This is a genomic window from Vreelandella halophytica (assembly GCF_968193635.1).
Map to the genome: position 1 here is coordinate 3,378,824 of NZ_OZ309107.1, position 21,202 is coordinate 3,400,025.

Annotated in this window: 21 protein-coding genes, 1 other RNA gene and 1 pseudogene; 8 read left to right on the forward strand and 15 right to left on the reverse strand. The window is 59.3% G+C overall.

Features of this window, described 5'->3' with window-relative positions; all coding sequences use genetic code 11:
- Positions 1-32: 32 nt before the first annotated feature.
- The gene (gene recN, locus ACWHXT_RS15630) at positions 33-1,706 is read left to right on the forward strand and encodes a DNA repair protein RecN (RefSeq protein ID WP_447956486.1); all 1,674 of its coding nucleotides are present in this window, start codon (positions 33-35) and stop codon (positions 1,704-1,706) included.
- Positions 1,707-1,822: 116 nt separating this feature from the next.
- On the opposite strand, the gene fur is transcribed toward recN, so the two are convergent.
- Positions 1,823-2,233 carry a ferric iron uptake transcriptional regulator gene (fur, locus tag ACWHXT_RS15635; protein ID WP_394583316.1) on the reverse strand — a complete coding sequence of 137 codons (411 nt, stop codon included), beginning with the start codon at positions 2,231-2,233 and terminating at the stop codon, positions 1,823-1,825.
- A 72-nt stretch (positions 2,234-2,305) separates the two neighbouring features.
- On the opposite strand from fur, the gene ACWHXT_RS15640 reads away from it, so the two are divergent.
- On the forward strand, positions 2,306-2,803 hold the full coding sequence (locus ACWHXT_RS15640; protein WP_447956487.1) for an outer membrane protein assembly factor BamE: 498 nt from the start codon (positions 2,306-2,308) through the stop codon (positions 2,801-2,803).
- Between the two features lie 3 nt (positions 2,804-2,806).
- Here ACWHXT_RS15640 and ACWHXT_RS15645 read toward each other — a convergent pair whose 3' ends face one another.
- Positions 2,807-3,127 (reverse strand): RnfH family protein, encoded by a 321-nt coding sequence (locus ACWHXT_RS15645; protein ID WP_447956488.1) that lies wholly within the window; start codon positions 3,125-3,127, stop codon positions 2,807-2,809.
- Positions 3,117-3,551, reverse strand: a complete 435-nt coding sequence (locus ACWHXT_RS15650) for a type II toxin-antitoxin system RatA family toxin (RefSeq protein ID WP_447530103.1) — start codon at positions 3,549-3,551, stop codon at positions 3,117-3,119. The genes ACWHXT_RS15645 and ACWHXT_RS15650 overlap by 11 nt, the downstream gene beginning before the upstream one ends.
- A gap of 126 nt (positions 3,552-3,677) precedes the next feature.
- On the opposite strand from ACWHXT_RS15650, the gene smpB reads away from it, so the two are divergent.
- From smpB to ACWHXT_RS15680, 6 genes are all read left to right on the forward strand, one after another.
- Complete coding sequence (gene smpB / locus ACWHXT_RS15655) at positions 3,678-4,169, forward strand: SsrA-binding protein SmpB (protein ID WP_447894478.1); 492 nt, start codon at positions 3,678-3,680, stop codon at positions 4,167-4,169.
- Between the two features lie 43 nt (positions 4,170-4,212).
- Positions 4,213-4,592: a transfer-messenger RNA gene (gene ssrA / locus ACWHXT_RS15660) on the forward strand.
- A gap of 205 nt (positions 4,593-4,797) precedes the next feature.
- On the forward strand, positions 4,798-5,028 hold the full coding sequence (locus ACWHXT_RS15665) for a DUF1654 domain-containing protein (RefSeq protein ID WP_447956489.1): 231 nt from the start codon (positions 4,798-4,800) through the stop codon (positions 5,026-5,028).
- Positions 5,025-5,471, forward strand: coding sequence for a LexA family protein (locus ACWHXT_RS15670; RefSeq protein ID WP_447956490.1), 447 nt, complete (start codon positions 5,025-5,027; stop codon positions 5,469-5,471). Before ACWHXT_RS15665 ends, ACWHXT_RS15670 begins: the two co-directional genes overlap by 4 nt.
- The gene (locus ACWHXT_RS15675; protein ID WP_447956491.1) at positions 5,468-6,742 is read left to right on the forward strand and encodes a Y-family DNA polymerase; all 1,275 of its coding nucleotides are present in this window, start codon (positions 5,468-5,470) and stop codon (positions 6,740-6,742) included. Before ACWHXT_RS15670 ends, ACWHXT_RS15675 begins: the two co-directional genes overlap by 4 nt.
- Before the next feature lie 17 nt (positions 6,743-6,759).
- On the forward strand, positions 6,760-7,446 hold the full coding sequence (locus tag ACWHXT_RS15680; protein ID WP_447956492.1) for a hypothetical protein: 687 nt from the start codon (positions 6,760-6,762) through the stop codon (positions 7,444-7,446).
- An 83-nt stretch (positions 7,447-7,529) separates the two neighbouring features.
- On the opposite strand, the gene ACWHXT_RS15685 is transcribed toward ACWHXT_RS15680, so the two are convergent.
- From ACWHXT_RS15685 to ACWHXT_RS15740, 12 genes and pseudogenes are all read right to left on the reverse strand, one after another.
- A complete protein-coding gene (locus ACWHXT_RS15685; RefSeq protein WP_447956493.1) occupies positions 7,530-7,721 on the reverse strand; it encodes a hypothetical protein in 192 nt (63 codons plus the stop codon).
- Positions 7,722-7,724: 3 nt separating this feature from the next.
- On the reverse strand, positions 7,725-8,009 hold the full coding sequence (locus ACWHXT_RS15690) for a hypothetical protein (protein WP_447956494.1): 285 nt from the start codon (positions 8,007-8,009) through the stop codon (positions 7,725-7,727).
- Between the two features lie 2 nt (positions 8,010-8,011).
- Complete coding sequence (locus tag ACWHXT_RS15695) at positions 8,012-8,428, reverse strand: hypothetical protein (RefSeq protein WP_447956495.1); 417 nt, start codon at positions 8,426-8,428, stop codon at positions 8,012-8,014.
- A complete protein-coding gene (locus tag ACWHXT_RS15700; protein ID WP_447956496.1) occupies positions 8,425-9,987 on the reverse strand; it encodes a phage head spike fiber domain-containing protein in 1,563 nt (520 codons plus the stop codon). Before ACWHXT_RS15700 ends, ACWHXT_RS15695 begins: the two co-directional genes overlap by 4 nt.
- Positions 9,988-10,857, reverse strand: coding sequence for a hypothetical protein (locus ACWHXT_RS15705; protein ID WP_447956497.1), 870 nt, complete (start codon positions 10,855-10,857; stop codon positions 9,988-9,990).
- Between the two features lies 1 nt (position 10,858).
- Entirely contained in the window at positions 10,859-12,343 is a 1,485-nt protein-coding gene (locus ACWHXT_RS15710; protein ID WP_447956498.1) for a hypothetical protein, read from the reverse strand.
- The gene (locus tag ACWHXT_RS15715; protein WP_447956499.1) at positions 12,340-18,225 is read right to left on the reverse strand and encodes an EF-hand domain-containing protein; all 5,886 of its coding nucleotides are present in this window, start codon (positions 18,223-18,225) and stop codon (positions 12,340-12,342) included. Before ACWHXT_RS15715 ends, ACWHXT_RS15710 begins: the two co-directional genes overlap by 4 nt.
- 265 nt (positions 18,226-18,490) lie before the next feature.
- Complete coding sequence (locus ACWHXT_RS15720) at positions 18,491-19,066, reverse strand: hypothetical protein (protein WP_447956500.1); 576 nt, start codon at positions 19,064-19,066, stop codon at positions 18,491-18,493.
- Between the two features lie 55 nt (positions 19,067-19,121).
- Positions 19,122-19,487, reverse strand: a pseudogene (locus tag ACWHXT_RS15725) (DUF1799 domain-containing protein); the annotation flags it as partial.
- 116 nt (positions 19,488-19,603) lie between these two features.
- Positions 19,604-19,945, reverse strand: coding sequence for a hypothetical protein (locus ACWHXT_RS15730; protein ID WP_447956501.1), 342 nt, complete (start codon positions 19,943-19,945; stop codon positions 19,604-19,606).
- Between the two features lie 68 nt (positions 19,946-20,013).
- On the reverse strand, positions 20,014-20,976 hold the full coding sequence (locus ACWHXT_RS15735; protein ID WP_447956502.1) for a phage tail tube protein: 963 nt from the start codon (positions 20,974-20,976) through the stop codon (positions 20,014-20,016).
- Positions 20,969-21,139 (reverse strand): hypothetical protein, encoded by a 171-nt coding sequence (locus ACWHXT_RS15740; protein WP_447956503.1) that lies wholly within the window; start codon positions 21,137-21,139, stop codon positions 20,969-20,971. Before ACWHXT_RS15740 ends, ACWHXT_RS15735 begins: the two co-directional genes overlap by 8 nt.
- Between the last annotated feature and the right edge of the window lie 63 nt (positions 21,140-21,202).

The following is a 21,202-nucleotide window of genomic DNA, read 5'->3' on the forward strand; positions in this document are numbered from 1 at the left end:
CAGTTTCTATAGCGCCCTGCCCAGGAGGCCCTATGCTGACGCAGCTAGTGATCCAGGACTACGCCATCGTTGACCGTCTGGAGCTCGACTTGACCGACGGCATGACCGCCATCACCGGTGAAACCGGGGCGGGCAAATCCATCTTGCTTGGCGCCCTGGGGCTTTGCCTGGGCGAACGCGCCGAGGCCGGGAGCGTACGCCACGGCTGCGAGCGCACCGATCTTTCCGCCAGTTTCGACATTACCCACCTGCCCGCCGCTGCCGAGTGGCTCGAAGCGCGAGAGCTCTCGTCGGAAGAGTGCCTTTTGCGCCGCGTGGTCAGCGCCAGCGGTCGCTCGAAGGCGTGGATCAACGGCCAGCCGGTGACCATCGCCGATCTCAAAGCGCTGGGCGAACTGCTCATTCAGGTACACGGCCAGCACGCTCATCAAGCGCTGATGCGCGAAGAGACCCACCTTGCCCTGCTGGACGACTACGCCGGGCTCAAACCCAAGCGCCAGTCGTTGACCGAAACCTTCAAGGAGTGGCGCAGCGCCCGGGCACGGCTGAAAAAACGCAGCGAGGCCGGCAGCGAAGTCGAGGCCAAGCGTCAGCTACTGCGCTACCAGGTCGAAGAGCTCGACCAGTTGGACTTGAGTGAGGGGGAGCTGCAAACCCTGGAAGAGGAGCAGCATACGCTGGCCCACGCCGAGGAGGCCATTCGCGAGACCCAGTTTGCCGTGGAGTGTTGCGAAAGCGATGAAGGCGGGGCGCTGTCGCTGCTGAATCAGGCCCACGCGCGCTTGACGGCGCTTCCCGGCAGCGACAAGGGCGTGCTGGCCAATACGCTTGCCATGCTCTCAGATGCCCGCATTCAGGTAGAGGAAGCCGCCAGCGAGCTCTCCCACTTCGCCAGCGCCACAGAGCTTGACCCGGAGCGCCTGGCTTGGGTGGACGAGCGCCTGACCGATGTTCACCGCATCGCACGCAAGCACCACATCGCCCCGGAAGAGCTCTGTGCGCTTCACAAAGCGCTTGCCCAGGAATTCGCCCAGCTCGAGGCGAGCGACGAAGACATCGAAGCGTTAAGCGGCCAGGTGGCCGAGTACCGCGAGCGCTACCGCCTGGAGGCCAAAGCGCTCTCCGAGGCGCGCCAGAAAGCCGCCATCAAACTCGGCAAGGAAGTCCAGCAACAGTTGGCGTTTTTGGCCATGGGCAAGGCGCGCTTCGAGGTGGCCGTTTCCTCACGTGAAACGCCCAGCCAGGAGGGCCTGGACCAGGTGCAGTTCTTGATCAGCGCCAATCCGGGCCAGCCGGCCAAGCCGCTCACCAAAGTGGCCTCCGGCGGTGAGCTTTCGCGCATCAGCCTGGCGATCCAGGTCGTGGCGGCCAGCCACTCCACCATCCCAAGCCTGGTCTTCGATGAAGTGGACGTAGGTATTTCCGGCGCTACGGCGGAAATCGTCGGTCAACTGCTGCGCAAACTGGGCGAAAAAGGCCAGGTCATGACCGTCACCCACCTGCCCCAGGTCGCCGCCCAGGCGCACCAGCATCTGCATATCGAGAAGCAGGCCAAGCGCGACAGCACCCTGACGCACATGGCGCTACTCGACGACCAGGGCCGGGTGAGCGAGCTGGCACGCATGCTGGGTGGCGTAAAACTCTCCGAGCAAACCCTGGCCCACGCCCGGGAGATGCTCAACGCCAGCCAGCGCCCAACGCACTAGCGGCTAAAAGCCTGCCGCGCCCGAAACCAAAAGCGCCCCGACTGCGATAGCAGCCGGGGCGCTTTTGTGAGCGCTGCGGTTCGTTGACTCAATCAAACCGCTTGAAGGAGTGCGCGTTACGCCTTGGGGCGTACGTACAGCACCAGCGCATGGTCGATCAGCTCGAAGCCGTGCTCTTCGGCGATCTCTTGCTGACGACGCTCGATGATTTCATCGACGAACTCGATGATCTCACCGCTTTCCAGACACACCATATGGTCGTGGTGGTCTTCCTGGGTCATTTCGAACACTGCGTGGCCGCCGTCGAAATTGTGACGAATCACAAGACCCGCCGACTCGAACTGAGTCAGCACGCGATAGACGGTCGCCAGGCCCACATCCTCACCCGCATCGATCAGTGTTTTATACACTTCTTCTGCGCTAAGGTGGTGTTGGCCCGAAGCATTTTCGAGAATCTGGAGAATCTTGACACGCGGCAGGGTCACTTTTAGCCCGGCTTTGCGTAGTTCATGGTTCTGATCGGCCATGGTTGCTCTTCGCAGTAACAGGTTAGGTCGGGTATGATCGACCGAAACCACGATAGTGAAGAACAGGCCCAAATGCAAAAATTGACTCGTATCATTACGCTTTCCGTTGCCCTGACCGTCGTCAGCGGCTGTAGCTACGTTGGCGTTTACAAGCGCGACATCCCTCAAGGCAACCTGGTGACCCAGGAAATGGTCAGCCAGCTGCAGCCCGGCATGACCCAGGAGCAGGTCACCTACGTCATGGGACGCCCGCTTTTAGAGGCGCCCTTCGATTCCCGCGAGTGGGACTACGTCTACCGGTTGGACAAGGCGTACGCCGGCGTCGAGCAGCGCCGCGTAACGCTCACTTTTGACGAACAGGGGCGGCTCGCCAACGTCGAGCAGCAGGGCGATCTTTCGCGCGCACCGACGGTCAGTCGCAGTGAGGGCGCAGGGCCGGCGACCGAAACCGCCGACCCAGCAATGCCGATCATGACGCCGAACCAGCAAACGACGACGCCAGCGCCCGAGAACGCGCCCACACCGACCCCGGAGAACGCGCCTGACCCGCAGCCCGTGATTCTGGACTAAGGGCTAGCCGCCCGTCTGGCGCTTGGCACGCGCCAGACGGGCGGCCTTGGGGTCGATCTGAAGCGGGCGGTACACCTCGATGCGATCGCCGGGTGAAAGCGTTTGCACGCTTGGCTCGCGCAGCGCTTTCCCAAAAACGCCCAATGGCGCTTCGTCAAAGGTATTGGCGGGGTGCTCGGGGAAAAGCGCGGGGAGTTCGGCCTTTGCGACGGCTTCCCGGGCGGTAGTGGTGGGCGTGACGTCCACCTTCACGATGCGCTGTTTCTGCGGCGTGGCAAACACCACTTCCACGCAGAAAAGCGCGCTCGAGGTCTCAGCGGCCATATAGTTCGTCTGCGCGCTTGGTGAACGCATCGACCAACTGGCCGGCGATTTGCTGGAACAGCTTGCCAAACGCCATACCCAGCAACCGGTTGGCAAACTCGAACTCCATTTCCAGGCTAACCTTGCAGGTGCCCTCGCCCATGGGCGTGAAGAGCCAGCGGCCCTTTAACCGCTTGAACGGGCCCTTTACCAGCGAAAGCTCGATACGCTCCGGGGCGTACAGATCATTGCGCGTGGTGATGGTTTGCTCCACTCCCGCGCGGCCCAGCGTCATCTCGCCAATCAGATGCGTTTCGTCACGCTCGATCAGGCGGGCACGGCGGCACCCGGGCAAAAACTCGGGGTAATGTTCGAAATCGTTGACCAAATCGAACATCTGTTGGGGGGTGTGCCGCACCATGGCGGTACGATTAACGGTTGGCATTGACCTCTCCGCTGACTTCACAGTGCCCAAAGCGTATCATGGGAAATAATATTTCAGACCTTGAATGGTATCACGCCTCCCCATATAACGAAGGGGGTGCTATCGACAGATTAATGATGAGGTTTCATGGCCACTAAGAACGGCAAGAGCAAGGGCCCCAGCAACAGCGCCATCGCCCAGAACAAGAAGGCGCGGTTTGAGTACCACATTAACGAAACCTTCGAAGCAGGCCTTTCGCTTGCGGGTTGGGAAGTTAAAAGCCTGCGCGCGGGCAAGGGTCAGCTCACCGACACGTATATTCTGGTGCGTAATGGCGAAGCGTGGCTGCTGGGTAGCCACATCATGCCGCTCAACACCACCAGCACCCACGAGATTGCTGACCCGACCCGCACGCGCAAACTGCTGCTTCACCGCAAGGAGATCGCCAAGATCTTCTCGGTCACCCAGGACAAGGGCCACACCTGCGTGCCGCTCAAGCTCTACTGGAAGCGCAATATGGTGAAGTGTGAGTTGGCGCTGGTGACCGGTAAGCAGCTTCACGATAAGCGCGCGACCGAAAAAGATCGCGACTGGGACCGTCAGAAAGGTCGAATCATGCGGGAACATAACCGCGCGTAGCTGGTCAATTAGCGCTGAGCACGTTAGAATACTGCTCTGACCTGGGGGCGACATGGTTTCGACGCCGGTGACAAACCCTGCGGTGCATGCCGAGAGCGTGATGTATCTCGTAAATACCACATCACGAAAAATAGTCGCAAACGACGAAAACTATGCTCAAGGCGCGCTGGCAGCGTAACAACTGCTAGCTTCTTGTCTGGCCCCAAGGTGATGTGCCTATTCATCACTGCGGGGATATGAGCTAAAGCTGATAGGACCGCGGTTGGCGGTGTCTTCTCGTCAACCGTTAAACTTTAGAAGGCTCGCGTGACTGGATCCTGATCGTCGGAGCCAGCTACGTTAAAGCAAATGACGAAATCTAAGCATGTAGAGCCAATGGGCGAGTGCTGGCGGACGCGGGTTCAATTCCCGCCGCCTCCACCAGACACCCCTACAAATCAAGCACCTACGGGTGCTTTTTTTGTGTCTATAGGTTGGAAAGGGCCTATTTAGGCATAGCTATGTCAGCTTTTGAGTCAGCTTTTTTAGACCAAATCGCTCTCCCCCACCCCTAGCATTCATCAGCCCCCCTGCTTATACTCCGCTTCTTAATACTGTATATATAAACAGATATACAAGGAGGACCGTCATGTCGAATACCTACCAACAGTTGGTTGAACGCGTAAAGCGCAAAATCGGCAGCCCAAAAGCTCAAGCCGATCGCTGCGTCGAAATCCAGCGTCAGCCCGACGACAGCGCCGAGGATTGGTTACAGATGTTGAGCGACTTGGGTACAGTCGAGAACGTGACGATGACTCCTCTCGATGACACTGCCAAACAAGTACGCATCCGCTGGAACCCCGAGGAGAGCATGGCATGAACATGCACCTATCAGTCCTCGGACGCGCCAACACGTCCTTCCCATCAAAGATTCCACTGATCAGTGGCTTCGTGCGCGCAGGTTTCCCATCGCCCGCCGACGACTACTTGGAAGCCGAGCTCGATCTTGTCTCGCATCTGGTTCAGCACCCGAGCGCAACGTACTTCCTGCGCTCCAAAGGAACGAGCATGGAAGGTGCCGGAATCTACGATGGCGACCTACTCATCGTCGATCGGTCACTGCAGCCCCGCCCGGGTCACATCGTCATCATGAGTATCGACGGGGAATTTACCTGTAAGCGCTACAGCATGATGGGTAACCGCCCCTATCTGATCGCATCAAACCCCAACTTCAAACCCATTCCGCTGATGGGTCACGATTGCGAAGTGTGGGGCGTCGTAACTCATAACGTTCACGCCCTTGCTCCAGGGTTTTCAACATGATTGCTTTGGTCGACTGCAACAACTTCTACGTAAGCTGCGAGCGCGTGTTTCAGCCGCGGCTCGAGGGTGAGCCGGTAGGCGTGCTCTCGAACAATGACGGATGCGTCGTCGCGCGATCGCAAGAGATCAAGGACCTCGGCGTGGCCATGGGCATGCCGGCCCACAAGATCGAGCCTCACGTCCGCAGGCAGTGCACGCTGCTGAGCTCAAACTACGCTCTCTACGGTGACATGAGCCGCCGCGTGACCGACGTCCTGAGGCAGCACACGCCCCACGTCGAGGTCTACAGCATCGACGAATCGTTTCTCTCGTTCGAGGGGTTCGCGCTCGACACCCTGACCGATCGCTGCCAGGTCATGCGGGCCCAGGTGAAGCGTGATACCGGTATTCCGGTGAGCGTAGGGCTCAGCACCTCGAAAACGCTCGCCAAGATCGCCAATCATCGCGCCAAGAAAGAGACCGGATTCGCTGGGGTGGCGATCATGCATCCGGATAGCGACGACACTCGGGCGTTCCTCGAGCAGCTGCCAGTGAGCGAGATATGGGGCGTGGCCCATCGAAGCGCCGCGCGCTTGCACACGCTGGGCATCGAGACGGCCTGGCAACTGCGTGAGGCATCGCCCAAGCACCTGCGCAAACACTTCTCGGTGGTGATGGAGCGCATCGTGTACGAACTCCGTGGCGTCAACTGTATCGAGCTCGACGACATGACCGAGCCAAAAAAGCAGATTATGGTGTCGCGCTCTTTCGGCAGGCTTACCCAGAATAAAGCCGATCTTCGGGAGGCGGTACGCGTGCACGCGGCGCGGGCCGGCGAGAAGCTTCGTAAGCAGCAAGGCCTCGCCCAGGCGATCATGGTTTTCGTGCGCACGAATCGATTTCGTGACGACCTGCCCAGCTACAGTAAGAGTGTGGTGGTGCCCCTCCCCAGCGCCACCTGCGATAGCCGGGCTCTGATCCGCGCCGCCAGCGCCGGGCTTGAGCAGATTTTTCGCGAAGGGATCTGGTATCAGAAGTGCGGCGTGATGCTCATGGACCTGTGCGATCACGAGAACGAGCAGCTAGGGCTGTTGGGCATGACAGAAAGTGATGAAGCGCGGGAGAAGAATGAGCTGCTCATGGCTACCTTGGACAAACTCAACCGGGAACACGGGAAAGGCACCATCGGGCTGGGAATGCAGCGAAAAGTGAACAACTGGGAGCTGCGTTGCGAGCATCGAACGCCAAGGTATACTACGAGCTGGGATGAAATCCCGATTGTAAAATCGTGAATCAATGAGAGAAGCTAATGAACAAGATACATCGTTTGGCAGGGAAAATATCTGACTTATATTTCTATACTTTTTTGATATTTTTATCGTTAACCTCAATCCCTTTACTTTACAACTTAACTAATAGCCATGAGCTTTCAAAAATAGCAAATATATCAACTATAATTGCTCTTGCATTCTTACTAATATCTTTCTTAAAAACTATTATATATAACAACCAAGAAAAAGAAGAGTCTCTGTCGATATTGACAAGAAGTTTATTAAGATACATCAGTGAAAATGAGAATAAAGAGTTCTTGGAAGAACTGGAAGGCAAAAAAGAAATAATTAACACTAAATCATCACTCAATGGCACCGGAATTAAAAAAGCTGAAGAGCACCTGCTTAAGTTAAATGAAAAAATAGAGCTTTTGCTTATACGGTCAAACAGAATTAAGACGAAAGAAAAATACACACCATACTTGGATTTTTACCAGACAGCCTTACTTTTAGCGAAAGCGAATCACTCTTTAATAACAACAGAAAAAGAAAGCAAAATAAAAATTACTATGTACAAAGAAATTGAAAAAGAACACTATAGCAAAATGACTTACATTAAACTACATATTCAAAATGAAAATGAAGGAAGTGAACGCAGCGTATATCGATTATTGGAAAAAAACTTAAGCTTAGATTCTAGCTTAATTAAATATAAAACTGATTAAGCTATATAACTTGGCTCTAGCATTTCCCAAGGCTTTTAGCTTTTTTAGCTACAGAAAACCGCCCAGGGTTAGTGCCCGGGCGGCTACTGACTCGGCACCCCTTCCCAAAAACGATCATCCTCCCATTCCAATTCCTTAAGCGCCCACGTCCGGGCATCGCGCACCAGCACCCAGCGGCCGTCGATGCGCTCCCAGCGGGACGCGGCACGCCAGCGGCCGGCCACGCGCACGCATTCCTCGGCGTAGCGCCAGCGCTCTTCGATGCGTACGTGCATGGGTCAGGTGCTCCAGTGCTGTAGCCACACGTCGCCGTCTTCGCCCTGGGCGTCGTCCGGCGGCTGATCGGAGATGAACACGTTGCGGGTGGCCATCGTGCCCAAGGCGGCGAGCTGGTCGCGGTGCGCGGAGGTCATGTTGATGGGCTCTATCTGGTCGCCGAACCGGGCGTATATCACCCGGTCAGCGGTATTGAACGCCAGCGTCCCGGCGTCGAGCTGGTCGAGCGCGGGCACCGCGCCGGGAACGTCGGACAGGCGCAAGGCGACGTGGGTTTGATAGCTCATGGTCAGGCCCCAGCAATGATGCCAAATTTAGCGGGCGGTGTATAAACGTAGCCACCATCCTCCCCATTGACCTCGATTGGATCACGATTATAGACACTATCGTATTTAGCAAGCCGCTCAGGATCACTGAATATCTGTTGATACACCCGATCACCTGTACCAAATCCGTTAAAGGCTTCTTCCGCCAAAATTTCAACACCTGGCATGTAACGCCAACGTTCACTCTCCTCTGCTCTTAATCGGGCATAGACCATCACCTGATTACCATTAGAAACGGCAGGCGTCCTCGCTATTCCGGTAACGATGGGTGGCTCTACACGAGATCCGTCATCGTTGCGCAGCAGCAGCCCGGGCTCATGCTCGTCCAGATAATCAACCAGGGATATGAAATCACCAATATACAAAATCGAATCAATCATCGTGTCATCTCCTCCAACTCAGCATTCGACAACTCATCCGGCACCAGTAGAATCTCCCTGATACTCATTGCCTCGTAGCCATTCGCCGCACCCAGAACTCGACCTGCGCTGGTTGAAACACAGAGGCTTAGCCTTTTTCCCAGCAACTCGACGACGGCACCTCCAATCATTTGGCTCGCGCGACGACCGTTCCATGAGGCGCGCACCTCCCCTTTCGAGTTAAAACTGAACGCCACTCTGTGCCACTGGTTTGCACGAACCGATGCAGCGAAATTCTGGTTATCGCCCCCCGCTTCATACGTGAACGATGCCAGCTCCAAGTTTCCATCAGCCTGGCCCGTAAAAATACCGAAGTTGTTATTCGCCGACTCGGGGGCCAGGGCGAGTGTCAATATTCCGCGCCGATAGCCCAGCAATCGCGGATTGAACTCCATGTAAAACGTACTGCCACTAGCATTGAATTCATCACCCAACGACTTGTAGAGCACATCTTTACTGCGAGTAACCGCACTATCGTCAGTGGGTATATGGAAAGAAAATTCCTGACCGTCCTCCACCTGAAGATTCCCTATACCTATGCAGGGGCCGCTTGCGCGGGTAGAGCCGATCAAATCAACGTCCGACGCATAATAAATTGGCCGCTCACTAGCGTTTGAGTAGCACCGTACCGTAAATGAAAAGAAGTAAGATCCATCGCCCAACGGCTCAAACACCAGGTTTTTTACATCGCTACCTGCTTCGTTGAACGCGACACTGGCCAAAAGCGGAGCCGTATCAAAACGGACTCGAACGCTGGAGGCGCCGCCCTGCTCTGTGAACGCGCCGCCGACATAGACAAGCAAGGACTGAGCAGCCAAAGGTTTGAAAGTACCCGAAAAAGTATAGTATCGGCCGGCTTCAACGTTGATCACATTTTCATTCGCGTACCGAAACGCTACTCGATTACTACCGCTTCCGTTCCCGTGCACGATAGTCAGGTGGCCGGCGCGCTCAAGGCGCGTAACACCCTCGAACGAGGACCATAACCTTGTCGATATATCGCTGGAAGAAAGTGCCAAGTTCGTACCTTCATTCTCCAGGCTAATGCCACCCGACTTTCCATTCAACCATGAACGAGCCGGGTTATCGCTCGAATACATGCGATGATTTACGTTAGGGCTGCGAGCCCATTTCGGGCTCGCCCTTTCGAAGCTCATTACCTTAGTCAAATCACTGGATTCAATGCGCTCACCATCATCAACAAAATAGTGACCACGAACGAAATCCAGACCTAATGTGGCACGCCTTCTGTAGTTATCTAGAACGCTGAATCGGATGCCATCCGCAAATGCCTTGACATACCCGCGAGCATCTTCCGCTTTATCAGCGTTAGCCTTGGCCCCATCGATCGCCGAGGCGTACTGGCTCACATACCCAGCGGCGCTGACCATATCGGCCGCCATCGGAATCATATTGCGCCGGTGGCCCCCGTCGAACATGCCGGTATCGGGGTTCGCGTCGGCGGTGTAGCTGCGGCCGCTGCCGCCAATTTTGGCCGGGAAATGTGCTGAATCAGCCATCTAAATAATCTCCATCAGTGAGGGGGCGTTCGTGTAACTTGCGACGTGCGGGTGGTCGAGCGGGTTTAGCGCTGTCAGCCGGCCGATAAATGTTTTTGAAAAGCTCTCCGGGGTGTCCTCGATGCTCTCGGCGAACAGCACCTCGCCATGGGTGCCCAGCTTTCGCTGCATCGCCAGCATCCGCCGGAATCCCTCTTGCTCGGTGAGGTGGTCGAGGGAAAACGTGAGCGTTCGTTTCGGGGTTTTGATGTCGAAAAACTCGGTGCGATTGGGGTCGCCCGCCTCCTCCACCGTCGTGCCGTCATCGAAGCCCCATTTACCGCCGAAACTCATGTTGTATTCCGGCTGCCACACGTCTGAAATAAACACCCGGCCCACGGACACATAGCCCACCGGATTACCGGGGTCGTTGATCTCGATATGCACCGTTCGCGCGACGCGAATCGTGGGCAGAAACATTTTGGCCAGCGGCGTGAAGCTGTCGCGGTCGTCCTCGTCCAGCTCGCCGCCCCAGAAATTGTCGTATTCCCACTCAAGCTCGCTGGTGGCATAAACCGCAGGCCAGACGCGCACCCACTCGCTTTGCCAAGCGGGCTCGCCGCTGGCCTCCTCGAAATAGACGCTGACGCGCCAGCGTGCCGATGCGCTCAGGTTGTGCGCGTAGAGCGCCACCACGCCTATGGGCCGATAGCGCTTGATCGTGAGCCACATCTGCGTATTCGCGGGCGTTAGATCCATCGAGCGCGCCAGCTCGCTGGGGGTGCGGTCCAGCACCTGGGCCAGTGGTAGCTGCTGCTCCCAGCCGCCGCCGCTGGCCGTGGCCTCGTTGACGTGATTGGGCCAACACAGAACTATTTTTTTCGGGTCCATCTCAGCCCCACAGATTGAGCGTTACGCGGTTGCGCTCGCCGTCCGGTTCACGGCCCACAACCAGCACGTTACGCCCGGCGCTGTAGCCCAGCCGGGGCGTCTCGATGCGGATGGTCTGGCCTATTTGAATGGCGGCGGCGCGGCTTATGCGGGCCACGACTTTCAGGCGATCGCGCCGGGGTGATAGCAACGCCAGCACGTCGCGGGCGGTTTGCTGCCCGGCGGACCGAGTCGCCAAATCACTGGCCACGGTGACGGCCGCCGCAAGCGGGTGGCGGTCGAGAGTGGACTTGGATTCGGCCACCGCGTCGCGGTACTGGCTGGAAAGCCGCGCCCGGCGGGTTTCAGACACGCCACCCGCAAGATCCGATTGCACTGTTTCGATGCGGTCGGCCTGCCACGTCACACGCCCCACCGGCAAGCCGTTACTGCCTGCGCCGGCAGCTTCCCGGTCGATGCTAATAATGTGGTGATCGCGCAGCGTGAGTACCGGCGCGCCCGGGGCGGTGAGCAAACCGGCCACCAGCCGCCCCACCTGCGTTACCCGCCAGAATCCTGCGCAAGACGCTACCAGGCGATCGATCAGCGCAGCGGTCGGGGTTTCATCCGTGACCCATAGCCGAACGTCACCGCGATCATTCAGCGCGCCAATGCTGTCGACCGTGGCCCCGGCCTCGCGGGCCAGCTGCTTGACCACCTCGCCCGCGCGCGTGACCGGTGCGTGAGCATCACACGTGACCTCGCCCAGGGGCGAACTACCCAGCCGCACGTAGCCTTTGTACCGACGCCACGTACCTTTTGGCGGCTCCCAGTTTTGCCAGCCGCTGGACGCCGGGGCGGTGCGCTGCAGATCGGCGAGCGATGAGTAATCGCCGTCAAATGTCAGCTCGGCCCCCCGGTCGTAAACAGCGGTGACGGTGCAGTCGGCATCGCTCACCTGGTAGATGAGCTTTTGTGTGTTCACCGCGAACTGGCTGATATTGGCGTTGCGCACCTGGCCGTAAAGCCTTGGCTTCACGTTGCCGCCAATGTCCTCGTCGGTGCCCTCCAGCCCGTTGGGCGCGACGTTATCGCCTGCAAATCGGTTGTGCGGGTGCGGCTGCTGCAGACGCTCGAGCGGATCGCGCAGTTTGAACGAAACGCGGCCGCTCTCGAACCCGACCCGGGCGACGGTACCATCCAGCACCGTGACCCGTTTGTCCTCGTCGACGCGCTCGAGCACTACCCGGCGACCGTCGGTGGCGTAGTCCACCAGCCAATCGAGCTGGCCATCGTTGTTAATCAGCGTCGTCTCGCCGTAGCCGCTGCGTGACGTGCTCAACAGATCCCCAGCAAAAAGCCCGGCTCTAAAGAGTCCGGGCTGCTTGATGCGGGGTATCCATCGGATGGGCTCGGGGTCGATATACCCGGGTGTACTGAAGCGCAACGTCACCGGGCGGTCGTCCGGGTCCAGCGCATCGACGGCAAACAACCAGTAACCACTCATCGGCTACCCTCCAGCCGCGCGGCGGCGCTCATGTCGTCGAGCGAACGATTGCCCTTACGCTGCTCGTTGATCTGCTGTTTAAAGCCCTCCTGCTGTACCGCGACACCGGCACCGGTGTGCTGCTCGATCTTACCCAGCAAGCGGTTTACGTCCTGGCGCAGATGCCTGTTTTCGTTCAGCAGGTCGCGCCATGCTTCTACCTGATCGCTTTGGCCCAGTAGTGAATGCTGAGACATGGGCAGCACTGGTGTCGGCATGGGCAACGGTGCGTCCGGCAGTTGCATTTGCAGGACCGCGGCGCTGGCTGTGCCCAAGCGCAACGCTTCGACGTTATCGACCCCACCGGCGCGGGTGATGTCGTCCTGACTCCAGACGATTTCGCCTGCGTGAACGGTACCCGCGGGCTGATATTTGCCGCCCGGGCCGGTGTAGCCGCCTGCCCAGTACGGCGTACCGGAGTTACCGATACCCTGGCGCCGCATCTGAATCGCATGCTCTTGACCGATACGCGCCGACCAGCCGTGCATTTGTTGCCCGAAAACCCAACCAATCTGGCTCAACACGTCACCGGGCTGGCCGTGGGTCAGGGTCACACGCATGCCGGTTTGCGAGTTACGCGCTCGGCTATCGATGTTGCCGGTGTTGCTGTCGATGCGGCCCGTATTGCTGCTCACCCGGCCGGTAGTCGAATTGATCGCCTCAAGCCGGCTGATCGTACCCGAGCCGTCTTTGTCGAGTTTGCCGAAAATCCGGCGAAGCTCAGCATCGGTGGCCATCCCCGCGAACGCGCGGCGGAACTCGTTGTAGTCAATGAACCCGCTGGCATCGATGTCGATTCGATCAAACTCGGTCGCGATCGCGCGAGCGAAACCGCCCTCCAGCCCAGCGAGGCGCGCGTTGGTCAGTTCTTGGCGATTGATCATGCCGTCGCCGTTCGTGTCTACCTCGCGAATGAGCCGATCAATCTCGGCATCCGTGGCATGCGGCGCCAGCGCTTTACGCACCTGAGCCTCGGTCAGCACCGTAGTGCCCAGCCGGTTCATCTCCGTATTGAGCACACCGCTTAAAAGTTCGGTCGTGCTCCAGTTCGCCGCGATGGTCTGCTCTAACGCCGATACCGTGCCGTCACCGTTGAGATCGACCCGGCCGGCGAGCACGCCGGTTTGCTCGCCGATGATGCCCCTGAACTCGTCCGCGAGGAATTGCTCAGGGCTCAGCATTTCCGGCAGGCGCTCCATCGCGTCGCGGATCTCGGCGATACCCGCCGCCGCCGGCGCGCTACTGGCGTACATCTCTTGCAGGTTGTTGATGTAACGATCAGCGTACTGGGTCAAGCCCTGTTGCGCATTGCGATCGCCGCCCAGCGCCTTTTCGTACTGCGCCCAGAAATCCGCGTCAGACGCTTCGAGACGTGACCGAGGCGTGCCCCCACCTGTATCGGTGGCGTTCAGTTGTGCGACCCATCCGCTAATACTGTTGCCGAAGTTCGTAAGCTGGTCACGGGCGTTGGCCCAGGCTTGAGCCTCTTTCTCGATCGCCCGTGTGCGCTCCTGCTGCGCTTGTTCAGCGGCTTTCTGCGCCGCCTGTTCGTCCTCGAGCGCATGGATGTACTCCAGCCGCCAGCGGTTAGATTCATCGATGCTATTGAGCTCGCGGGCGCGTAGCTCGAGTTCGGCTTCGCGGGTACCGAGCATGTTCAGGTAACGGGTTTCGAGCTGGCCTTTCGTACGCTCGTGCTCCTCCTGCGCCCGGGCCGCTTCCTCGGCTCGGCGCTGGGCGTCGGTCGCGGCGTCGGTGGCCACCTCGGTTTTGCCCAGCATTCGCTGTAGCTCGCTGAACCCGTCGCTCAGTTGCAGTAGCTGCACGTAGTTCTGAGACCCCGCGGCGGTGTGCTGCCGCTGCGCCTCGACCAGTCGCCGGAACCCGGCCTCGTTTTCCGGCAGGGCCATCCCCATCGCATTGAGCGCACGGGTCAGGTCGTCCTGCAGGTTTGCGGCGCGCTCGGCTTCGCTGAAAAACTGCTGGTAGTAGCTGCTTTGCAGCGACGCCAGGTTCTCCACCCCGCCGGCCTGCTGGGCCATTGCATCGGCCCAGTGCATTGCGACATGGCCGTTTTTGTCATAGTTGAGGTTCAGGCGCTCGCTCGCGGAATCCACGAGATTCATGGCCTGAGCGGCGTCTACGACACGCGCTGTCATCTGCTCCGCGTTGATGCCCGCTTTTCTCAACGACGCGGCGAAGTAGCCATCGATCGTCGCCGCGATCGTGACGGTACGGTCATTCATGCGCGCGCTGGCTTCCGCCGCGGTGCCGACAGACACATGAAACCCCTGTGCGGCTCGCTGCATTTCTTCAAGCTGCGCGGGGGTCTCTGCAAGCGACGCCATCATGTTGTCTAGCGCGGCATAGCTGGCAAGCCATTCCCGTTCCTTCTCGACGGACCCGAACATTTCGTCGGAGCGCCGGGTACCCTGACCGAACCCAATCGTACCCAGTGCGCTGGTCGCGATGGAATCGTGTGAGAACGCTGACTGCTCTCCGTAAGTGCTAACGTTCAGGCGTGGATTGGATTTACCGCTACCAAACGCGGCATCAAGCGCCCCGCCGATAGCGCCACCAATCGCCGCGCCGAGCGGACCACCGAAATAGGTACCCGCTACCGCCCCACCTGTTGCGCCCCACGAGCTTCCCGCATTTTTTCCGAATAGCGATTGCCCCATTTGGGTACCGGCATACCCACCGGCGAAGCCGGTACCGGCGCTGGCGAGGCCCTGCATGCCCGAGAAGTTCTGCATGCTGCCGCCGAGGTAGCCGCTCGCCCCGGTACCTTGGGTCGCTGCATTCGCCCAGCCGCCGCCGTACGCTTGCTGGCCTCCCGCGCCGGTCCACTGGATATTACCAACGCCACTTTGCACGGCCTGCCAACCGTTGCGAATTGAGCCCATCGAACCGAGATTGAAACCACCGCCGCCACCGCCCGGCATGCCGGTGCTATCCATTCCCATCACGCCCGACACATAGAACGTTAACTGCTGGGTGCTCAGCATGTGGCCGATGTTCGCTAGCGTCTGCTCGAAGCCGCGCTCGATGGTTTCCCGTGCGCTGGTGGAGCCGTCGACCAGACCCAGCCATGCGTCTCGGCCGGCGTCGTCGACGCTGCGCAGCGTGTTATCCGCTACGGTGCCCCAGGTAGTGAAGCTCTGGGCGATGCGGTCGCTATTGCCATCCGCTTCTTTCGCGAGCTGGTCCATCTCATCGCGCACGTTTTGGACCATGCGACCGTACTGGTCGCCGTCGTAAATGCCCGTACGGTAGCGCTGATTGATCTGTTCTAGCTCGGTGCGTAGCAGTTTCGCTCGCTGGTTGTGAGCATCATATTTGCTCACCAGCGATTCGGTCTGGTTCTCGTAGTCCTCGGCGCCGGAGGCGGCGCGCGTGTACTGCTCGGCGCTCCAGCGCACGGCGTCGCCAAAGTCTTTCTGGGTGATCGTACCGGCGGCCAGCGCTTTCTCGAGCACGGTGATGCGATCGACATACGTCGCGTGGTCGCGTAGCAGTGGGTCCATTTCCTCCCGGATGGACTGCAGGGCATCGGCCTGCTTCTGCGCAGCTTGCTCGGCCTCCCGCGCGGCTTTGCTCGCTTCGCGGTTCGCGGCGGTGTTCTTGACCGTGACGGTCGTGGTGTTGCGAATGGCGGCCGCACGGTTGTTGATAGCCTCAATGGCGGCAGCCACGTTCGCCGCGGCGGCGCCGGAGCCATCGCCTACTACCAGCGCGGCAGAGAGCGCCGTAGCGGAAAGCTCGGTTTGCACGCCTTGAAGTAGCGTGGTCAGCGTGTCGATGTTTTGCAGCTGCGCCTGCACCATCGCTTCCGCTTCAGCGTAGCGCTGGGCGCGCGCTAAGTGGGCCTGCGCTTCGGTTTCGTTGCCGTCGGCAACGGCTTTCTGATAGTCGCTTAAAGCGTCGGTCTGCCCCGCAACGGCCGCCGCCTGGTCGGCGTACAGGCCCTTGTAACCCGCTTGGGCAGCGGCATACTGCGCGGACTCGGCGGCGGTCATGCCCATGACATCGCGCGCGGCCTGCAATTTGGCGATGTAGTCGTCCCATTTCTCGTCGCCCTCGCCCAACGAGTCGCCCAGGGCGTTGAAGCGGCGGGACGTTTCCGATGCCGAATCGCCGTTCGTCATCAACCACTGGTCGAGCGTACGGAAGATGCTGACGCCCGAGATTTGCGACTCGAGTACGTCTTTCCATGCCTGGTCGTACTTTCTGAGGCCTTCCTCGTTGGCTCGAACAATGCGTTGCTGCTCTTGCAGCTCGGCCCTTAAGGCCGGTAGCTGACTGGTAGCGGCACCCCCGCGGCCCTGATAGATAACGCCTTCGTCGCGGCTTTGGTCCTGCAATTCAAGAATCTGCCGCGACAGTTTCTCAGCTTCGATGCGGGCCTCGGCGAGATCCTGCACAATCGAAACCCGGTTGCTTTCGTATTGGGCGCGGGTGTAGTTGTCCAGGCTATCAGTGAGCTGATCGATGTCCTGCGTGGTCTCGCGCGCGGCTGCAGACGTGAACCCGAGTGAGTCGCGGAAGTAATAGGCCGCCGTGCCTGCCAGCACGGCGGCGCCCACAGGGCCGCCGATCAGCGCCAGCGATGCACTGGCCGCACGGCTCGCTGCAGCCATGGCGTATGCCGATACGGTGTTGCGCTGCATTGCCAAGGCATTAGCGTTGGTTGCGGCTGTATGGGCGCCGGCCGCTGTAGCCGCCTGAGCACGAGCGCGACTCAGATTATCCAATGCCAAAGCATGGGCCGCCGTGCCTCGGGTCGCCTGCTCTTCTAGGCGCGCCGTGCTCAGCATCGCCATGGCGGATTGCTTTTCAGCGGCGGTCCTGCGGGCGGCTGCTTGAGTGGCGGCGGCATTCGCCTGCGCGTTGGTGTATGTCTCGGCAGTATTTGCGGCTAATTTCTTTGCCGATGCTGCAAACGCACCGGCGTAACGTCCAGCCACTACAACGGCTGCCAGCGCCGCCACATCCTTTATTTCATTCAGAATGCTTGATGCCCCGCCTGCCTCCTGAATGAAGGCATTCGTGGCTTGCAGTCCCTGCGTTATTGACGGTATCAGCTCACTGGCAATCGACTGACTCAAGCCCTGAGCGGCGAACGACAGCCGGTCCACTTCGGCGTTATATGCCCCCATTGCCGACGCCGTTTCGTTGCTGATCGTCAGCCCCAGTGCATCAGCCTCCGCCCGCATCGCGGCAATGGACTCGGTGCCCTGGTTGACAACTTGCACCAGTTTGACGCCTTCGCTGTCCCAAAGCTTTTGCGCCAGTGCCACGCGTTCACTGCTGCTTTCGACCGACTGCATGGCGGTGGCGATGCGCTCGAACTGGTCTTCGGGAGCGAGCTGGCTGAGCTCTTTTGCGTTCAGGTTGAGACGTTCGAGCGCCTTGGATGCCACGCCGGTGCCGGTGGCGGCTTCCGCAATACGGCGCGTTTGGCGCTGCCACGCGGTGGTGAGCTGGCCGAACTCGACGCCGCTCAGCTTGGCGACGTAGTTGTACTGGCTCAGCGCCTCGGCCGAGGCGCCTAGGCGGGTGTTGATGTCCGCCAACGACGCACCAAAGTCAATCTGGCTTTTGATGGTGTTCGCCGCGAACATTCCCGCGATCGCGCCCGCAACGGGGGCGGCCGCCCGGCGGAGCATGGTCAGCCCTTGGCTGGTCGCGTTCATATCCTGGTTGAACTGGCGGCTACGGCGCGAGCCGCGGTCGAAGCCCTTGTTCAGTTTGCCCAGCTCGTCGTCCGTGGCCTTGATGGCCCGGATACCGCCGCTGGCATCGCCAGTGATTATCAAGCCAGTTTTATAGTTCTGCGCCATGGGGCTACACCTCGAATTACTGGCACAAAAAAGCCCGCACGCGGCGGGCTGATTAAATGTCGGGTATTAAAAAGCCCGCGCGGTGGCGGGCTTATTCGGAGCTACGATCGCTACTCCATGGGGTTGGTTAAATCTGCGGTATAAGTGCCTGTCGTGCGCCCGTGCTCGTACTGCTCGTTATTGACCGTTTCTTGTGCCCAAGCGGTGGGCGCCAAAAAAGCCATAGTCACTGGAATCAGAACGCGCTTAAACATCTTCACCTCCATTAAGCTGGAATCTCGGCGGCCTCGCCCTTCAAATGGAGGTCCTGATGTGGCTTAAGATGAACCCATTTTGTCGCTTGTTCACCCATGGGCGCCTGGAACTCGACCTTTGTAGGCGCTTTCGTTATCAGTGGCTCTATCTCTTTGACGCTATCTACTGGCTGATCATTAACCCTAATGATGAGACAGCCGGTATAGAGAACGGCTGATAGCGGTGATTCTGGCTTTACGTGTGTTAGCCGCAAGCCCTTTCCAGAATGCTTTTTCTCTTCTGGCATCAAGGGAACTTCCTTTGGCACCGTCGCTTTCATCTGGTCGCAGGTGTTCTGGTAAATGCTGTTGAGCATGCTAAATATGACGGCAAGCATAATAGAACTGATCGCCTGGCCAATCGCAAGCGCCCAAATAAACAGGCTCGGTTCGCGTCGAGTACCGTAACCACCAGCCCTCGGTATCTCAACATAGCCGAAGTTCACCACAAGAAAAATTCCACCCAAGCATGCTATAACGGCAAATATCCAAGCCAGCGTGACCCAGTTACTCCAGCGTTCTCGGTCTGGCATTATGCGATGGTGCATTGTTGTTCCCCTCAATGATCTCAATTGGGAACGTACCGCACCGGGCTAAGTTTTGCTAGGCAATAAACCGCCCTCTCGAATCCAGCCCCATCCTCGTACGCATGTCCTCCAATAGCAGCTTCTGCTGCGCGAGATGGTTCTGCATGATCATGTCGTGCATGCGGCGGCGGTCTTCCACTTCCTGTTCGGCGTGGTGGCTCTGGCTGTTCATTACGGCCAGGGCCCCCGCTTCGATGTGCTGAATCTGCGCCAGCCGTTCGTCCTGCTCGTCAAACCCGAGGCGGGCGAATTTGGGGTGTCCGTATAGGGCGGTGTAATCGATGCCTTGGCGGTGCTCGCCGGCCATGCCAGCGACCACACGCCACTGGGTGCGCATGGCGAAAAACAGTTCGAGCGCCGGCCAGTGCTCTTCCCACACTTCGAACTGCGTGGGCGCTTCCGGCTCGGGGTTATCATCCGTGAGGCCCCAGCGGCTTGTGTCTTTCTTCCGCTGGTCTTTGGGGGCGGGCCCCTGGGCCCACCACTGGCCAGCGCCTCTTAGTTTTTTGCGGCGGCCTGGTTACGCCCTTCTTGCGCCGCGAACCAGCTCAGGATCAGCGGGCGGCGGATGTAAGTGGTCTGCATTAGCTGCTCGAGGAGGTCCTTGTCGAACGGCAGGTCCTTGCCGTCTTCACCCTTGATACCAGTGATGCCCTGCAGATCCTTGATGAGGTCTTCGTCGTCTTTTTTACCCGCCTGTTGAGCGGTGACCGTGGCGCGGTAATCGTCCCAGTTGTGCAGCTTCCATGTGGCCTGAATGGTGGAGGGGTTCTCCTCCTCCGGCACTTGCACGGGCACGTCGACGGTAATGGTGGGGATTTTCTTGAGTACGAGAGACATGGTGGTTTCCTTGAATAGTCGGCAAACAAAAGCGCCGCTCAGGGCGGCGCGTTTAGGTGTGGTGGCATTTAACGGAACACGTAGCGGTAGTCGCCGTCGCCTTCCGGCGCGGAGAGCAGGCGGGTGTCCATGGTGCAGTGGGTGATGCCCTGGTTGTCCGCTTCCTGATAGTTCGAGAGCTGCACGCGGGCGGCTTCGAACTCGACGATGTTGCCGGGAGCGGTGCCGTGCTTGAACATCATCTCGCCTTCCACCGAGCCGTTGTGCGACTCGATCAGCTCAAAAATATTGAGGTCCTCGATCCGCGGCTTCTGGATGTTGAGCTGACCGGTCGCTTGACGATCAGTGATATGCACGCCTTCGTAGTTCACCAGGTTGCGGTGCTCGACCTGGGCGGCCATGTCGAACGACCAGGATTGCATCGGCACTTTCTGCTTGAACAGCTCGAACACGCTGTTCTGCTTGTTCACCGGGACTTCCTTGGCCTGTGGCGCGCGGGTACCGCCTGTGGGCGGGGCCTCAGTGCGGGGCCGCTGGTACAGGCCTGTAAAGCTGAATTCGAAGTACGGCATGGCCTTGGCGTCAGAGGTCCGCGTAACCGAGCCACGTACACCGGGCAGCACCTGCAGCTCGTCGTTGTCGGACCACCAGAACAGCGAGATCGAGTGCATATTGCTCGAGACCGGCTCGTACGCCACGTGTGCGTTGTTATCGCTCGTGTCGATCGTTTCGCGGTGAGCAGCGGCGAGCATCAGCGGCCAGTACGATGGCGGCACGCCGGGGGTGCCGGAACCCGCGTAGGGCACGCGAATGGTGCGCGTGGAATAAGGGGCGACGTTGACCTGCTCGTTGGCACCGAAGCCGGGCTTCATGCGCTCGCGCTCGGCGGTATCGCCCTGGTAGACGCCGGGGCTTTCCTTGGTCATGACGTCGAAAAACACCATGCCGCTGAGATCGTCCGGCGTTACGCCGCGTTGATCCTCGATGATCGCGCCAACGGTCATGATTCGCCAGAGTAGTGGCTCATTCATTGCCAGAGTCCTCTTTCTTGGCCGCCGGCTTGGCGGACTTGCCGGCGGGCTGCGCGGCCTTGGTTTTCTCTTTCGCCCCGGCGGGCGCCGGGGCGGGTTTGGTTTCGTGGACAAGCTCGGGCTTGCCGTTTTTCATGCGGTACCGTCCGCCGATACTGGGCATGGGCTTTCCTCCGGGCGTAAAAAAACCCGCACGCGGCGGGGTTTGGGTGGTGGGTATCGCGGC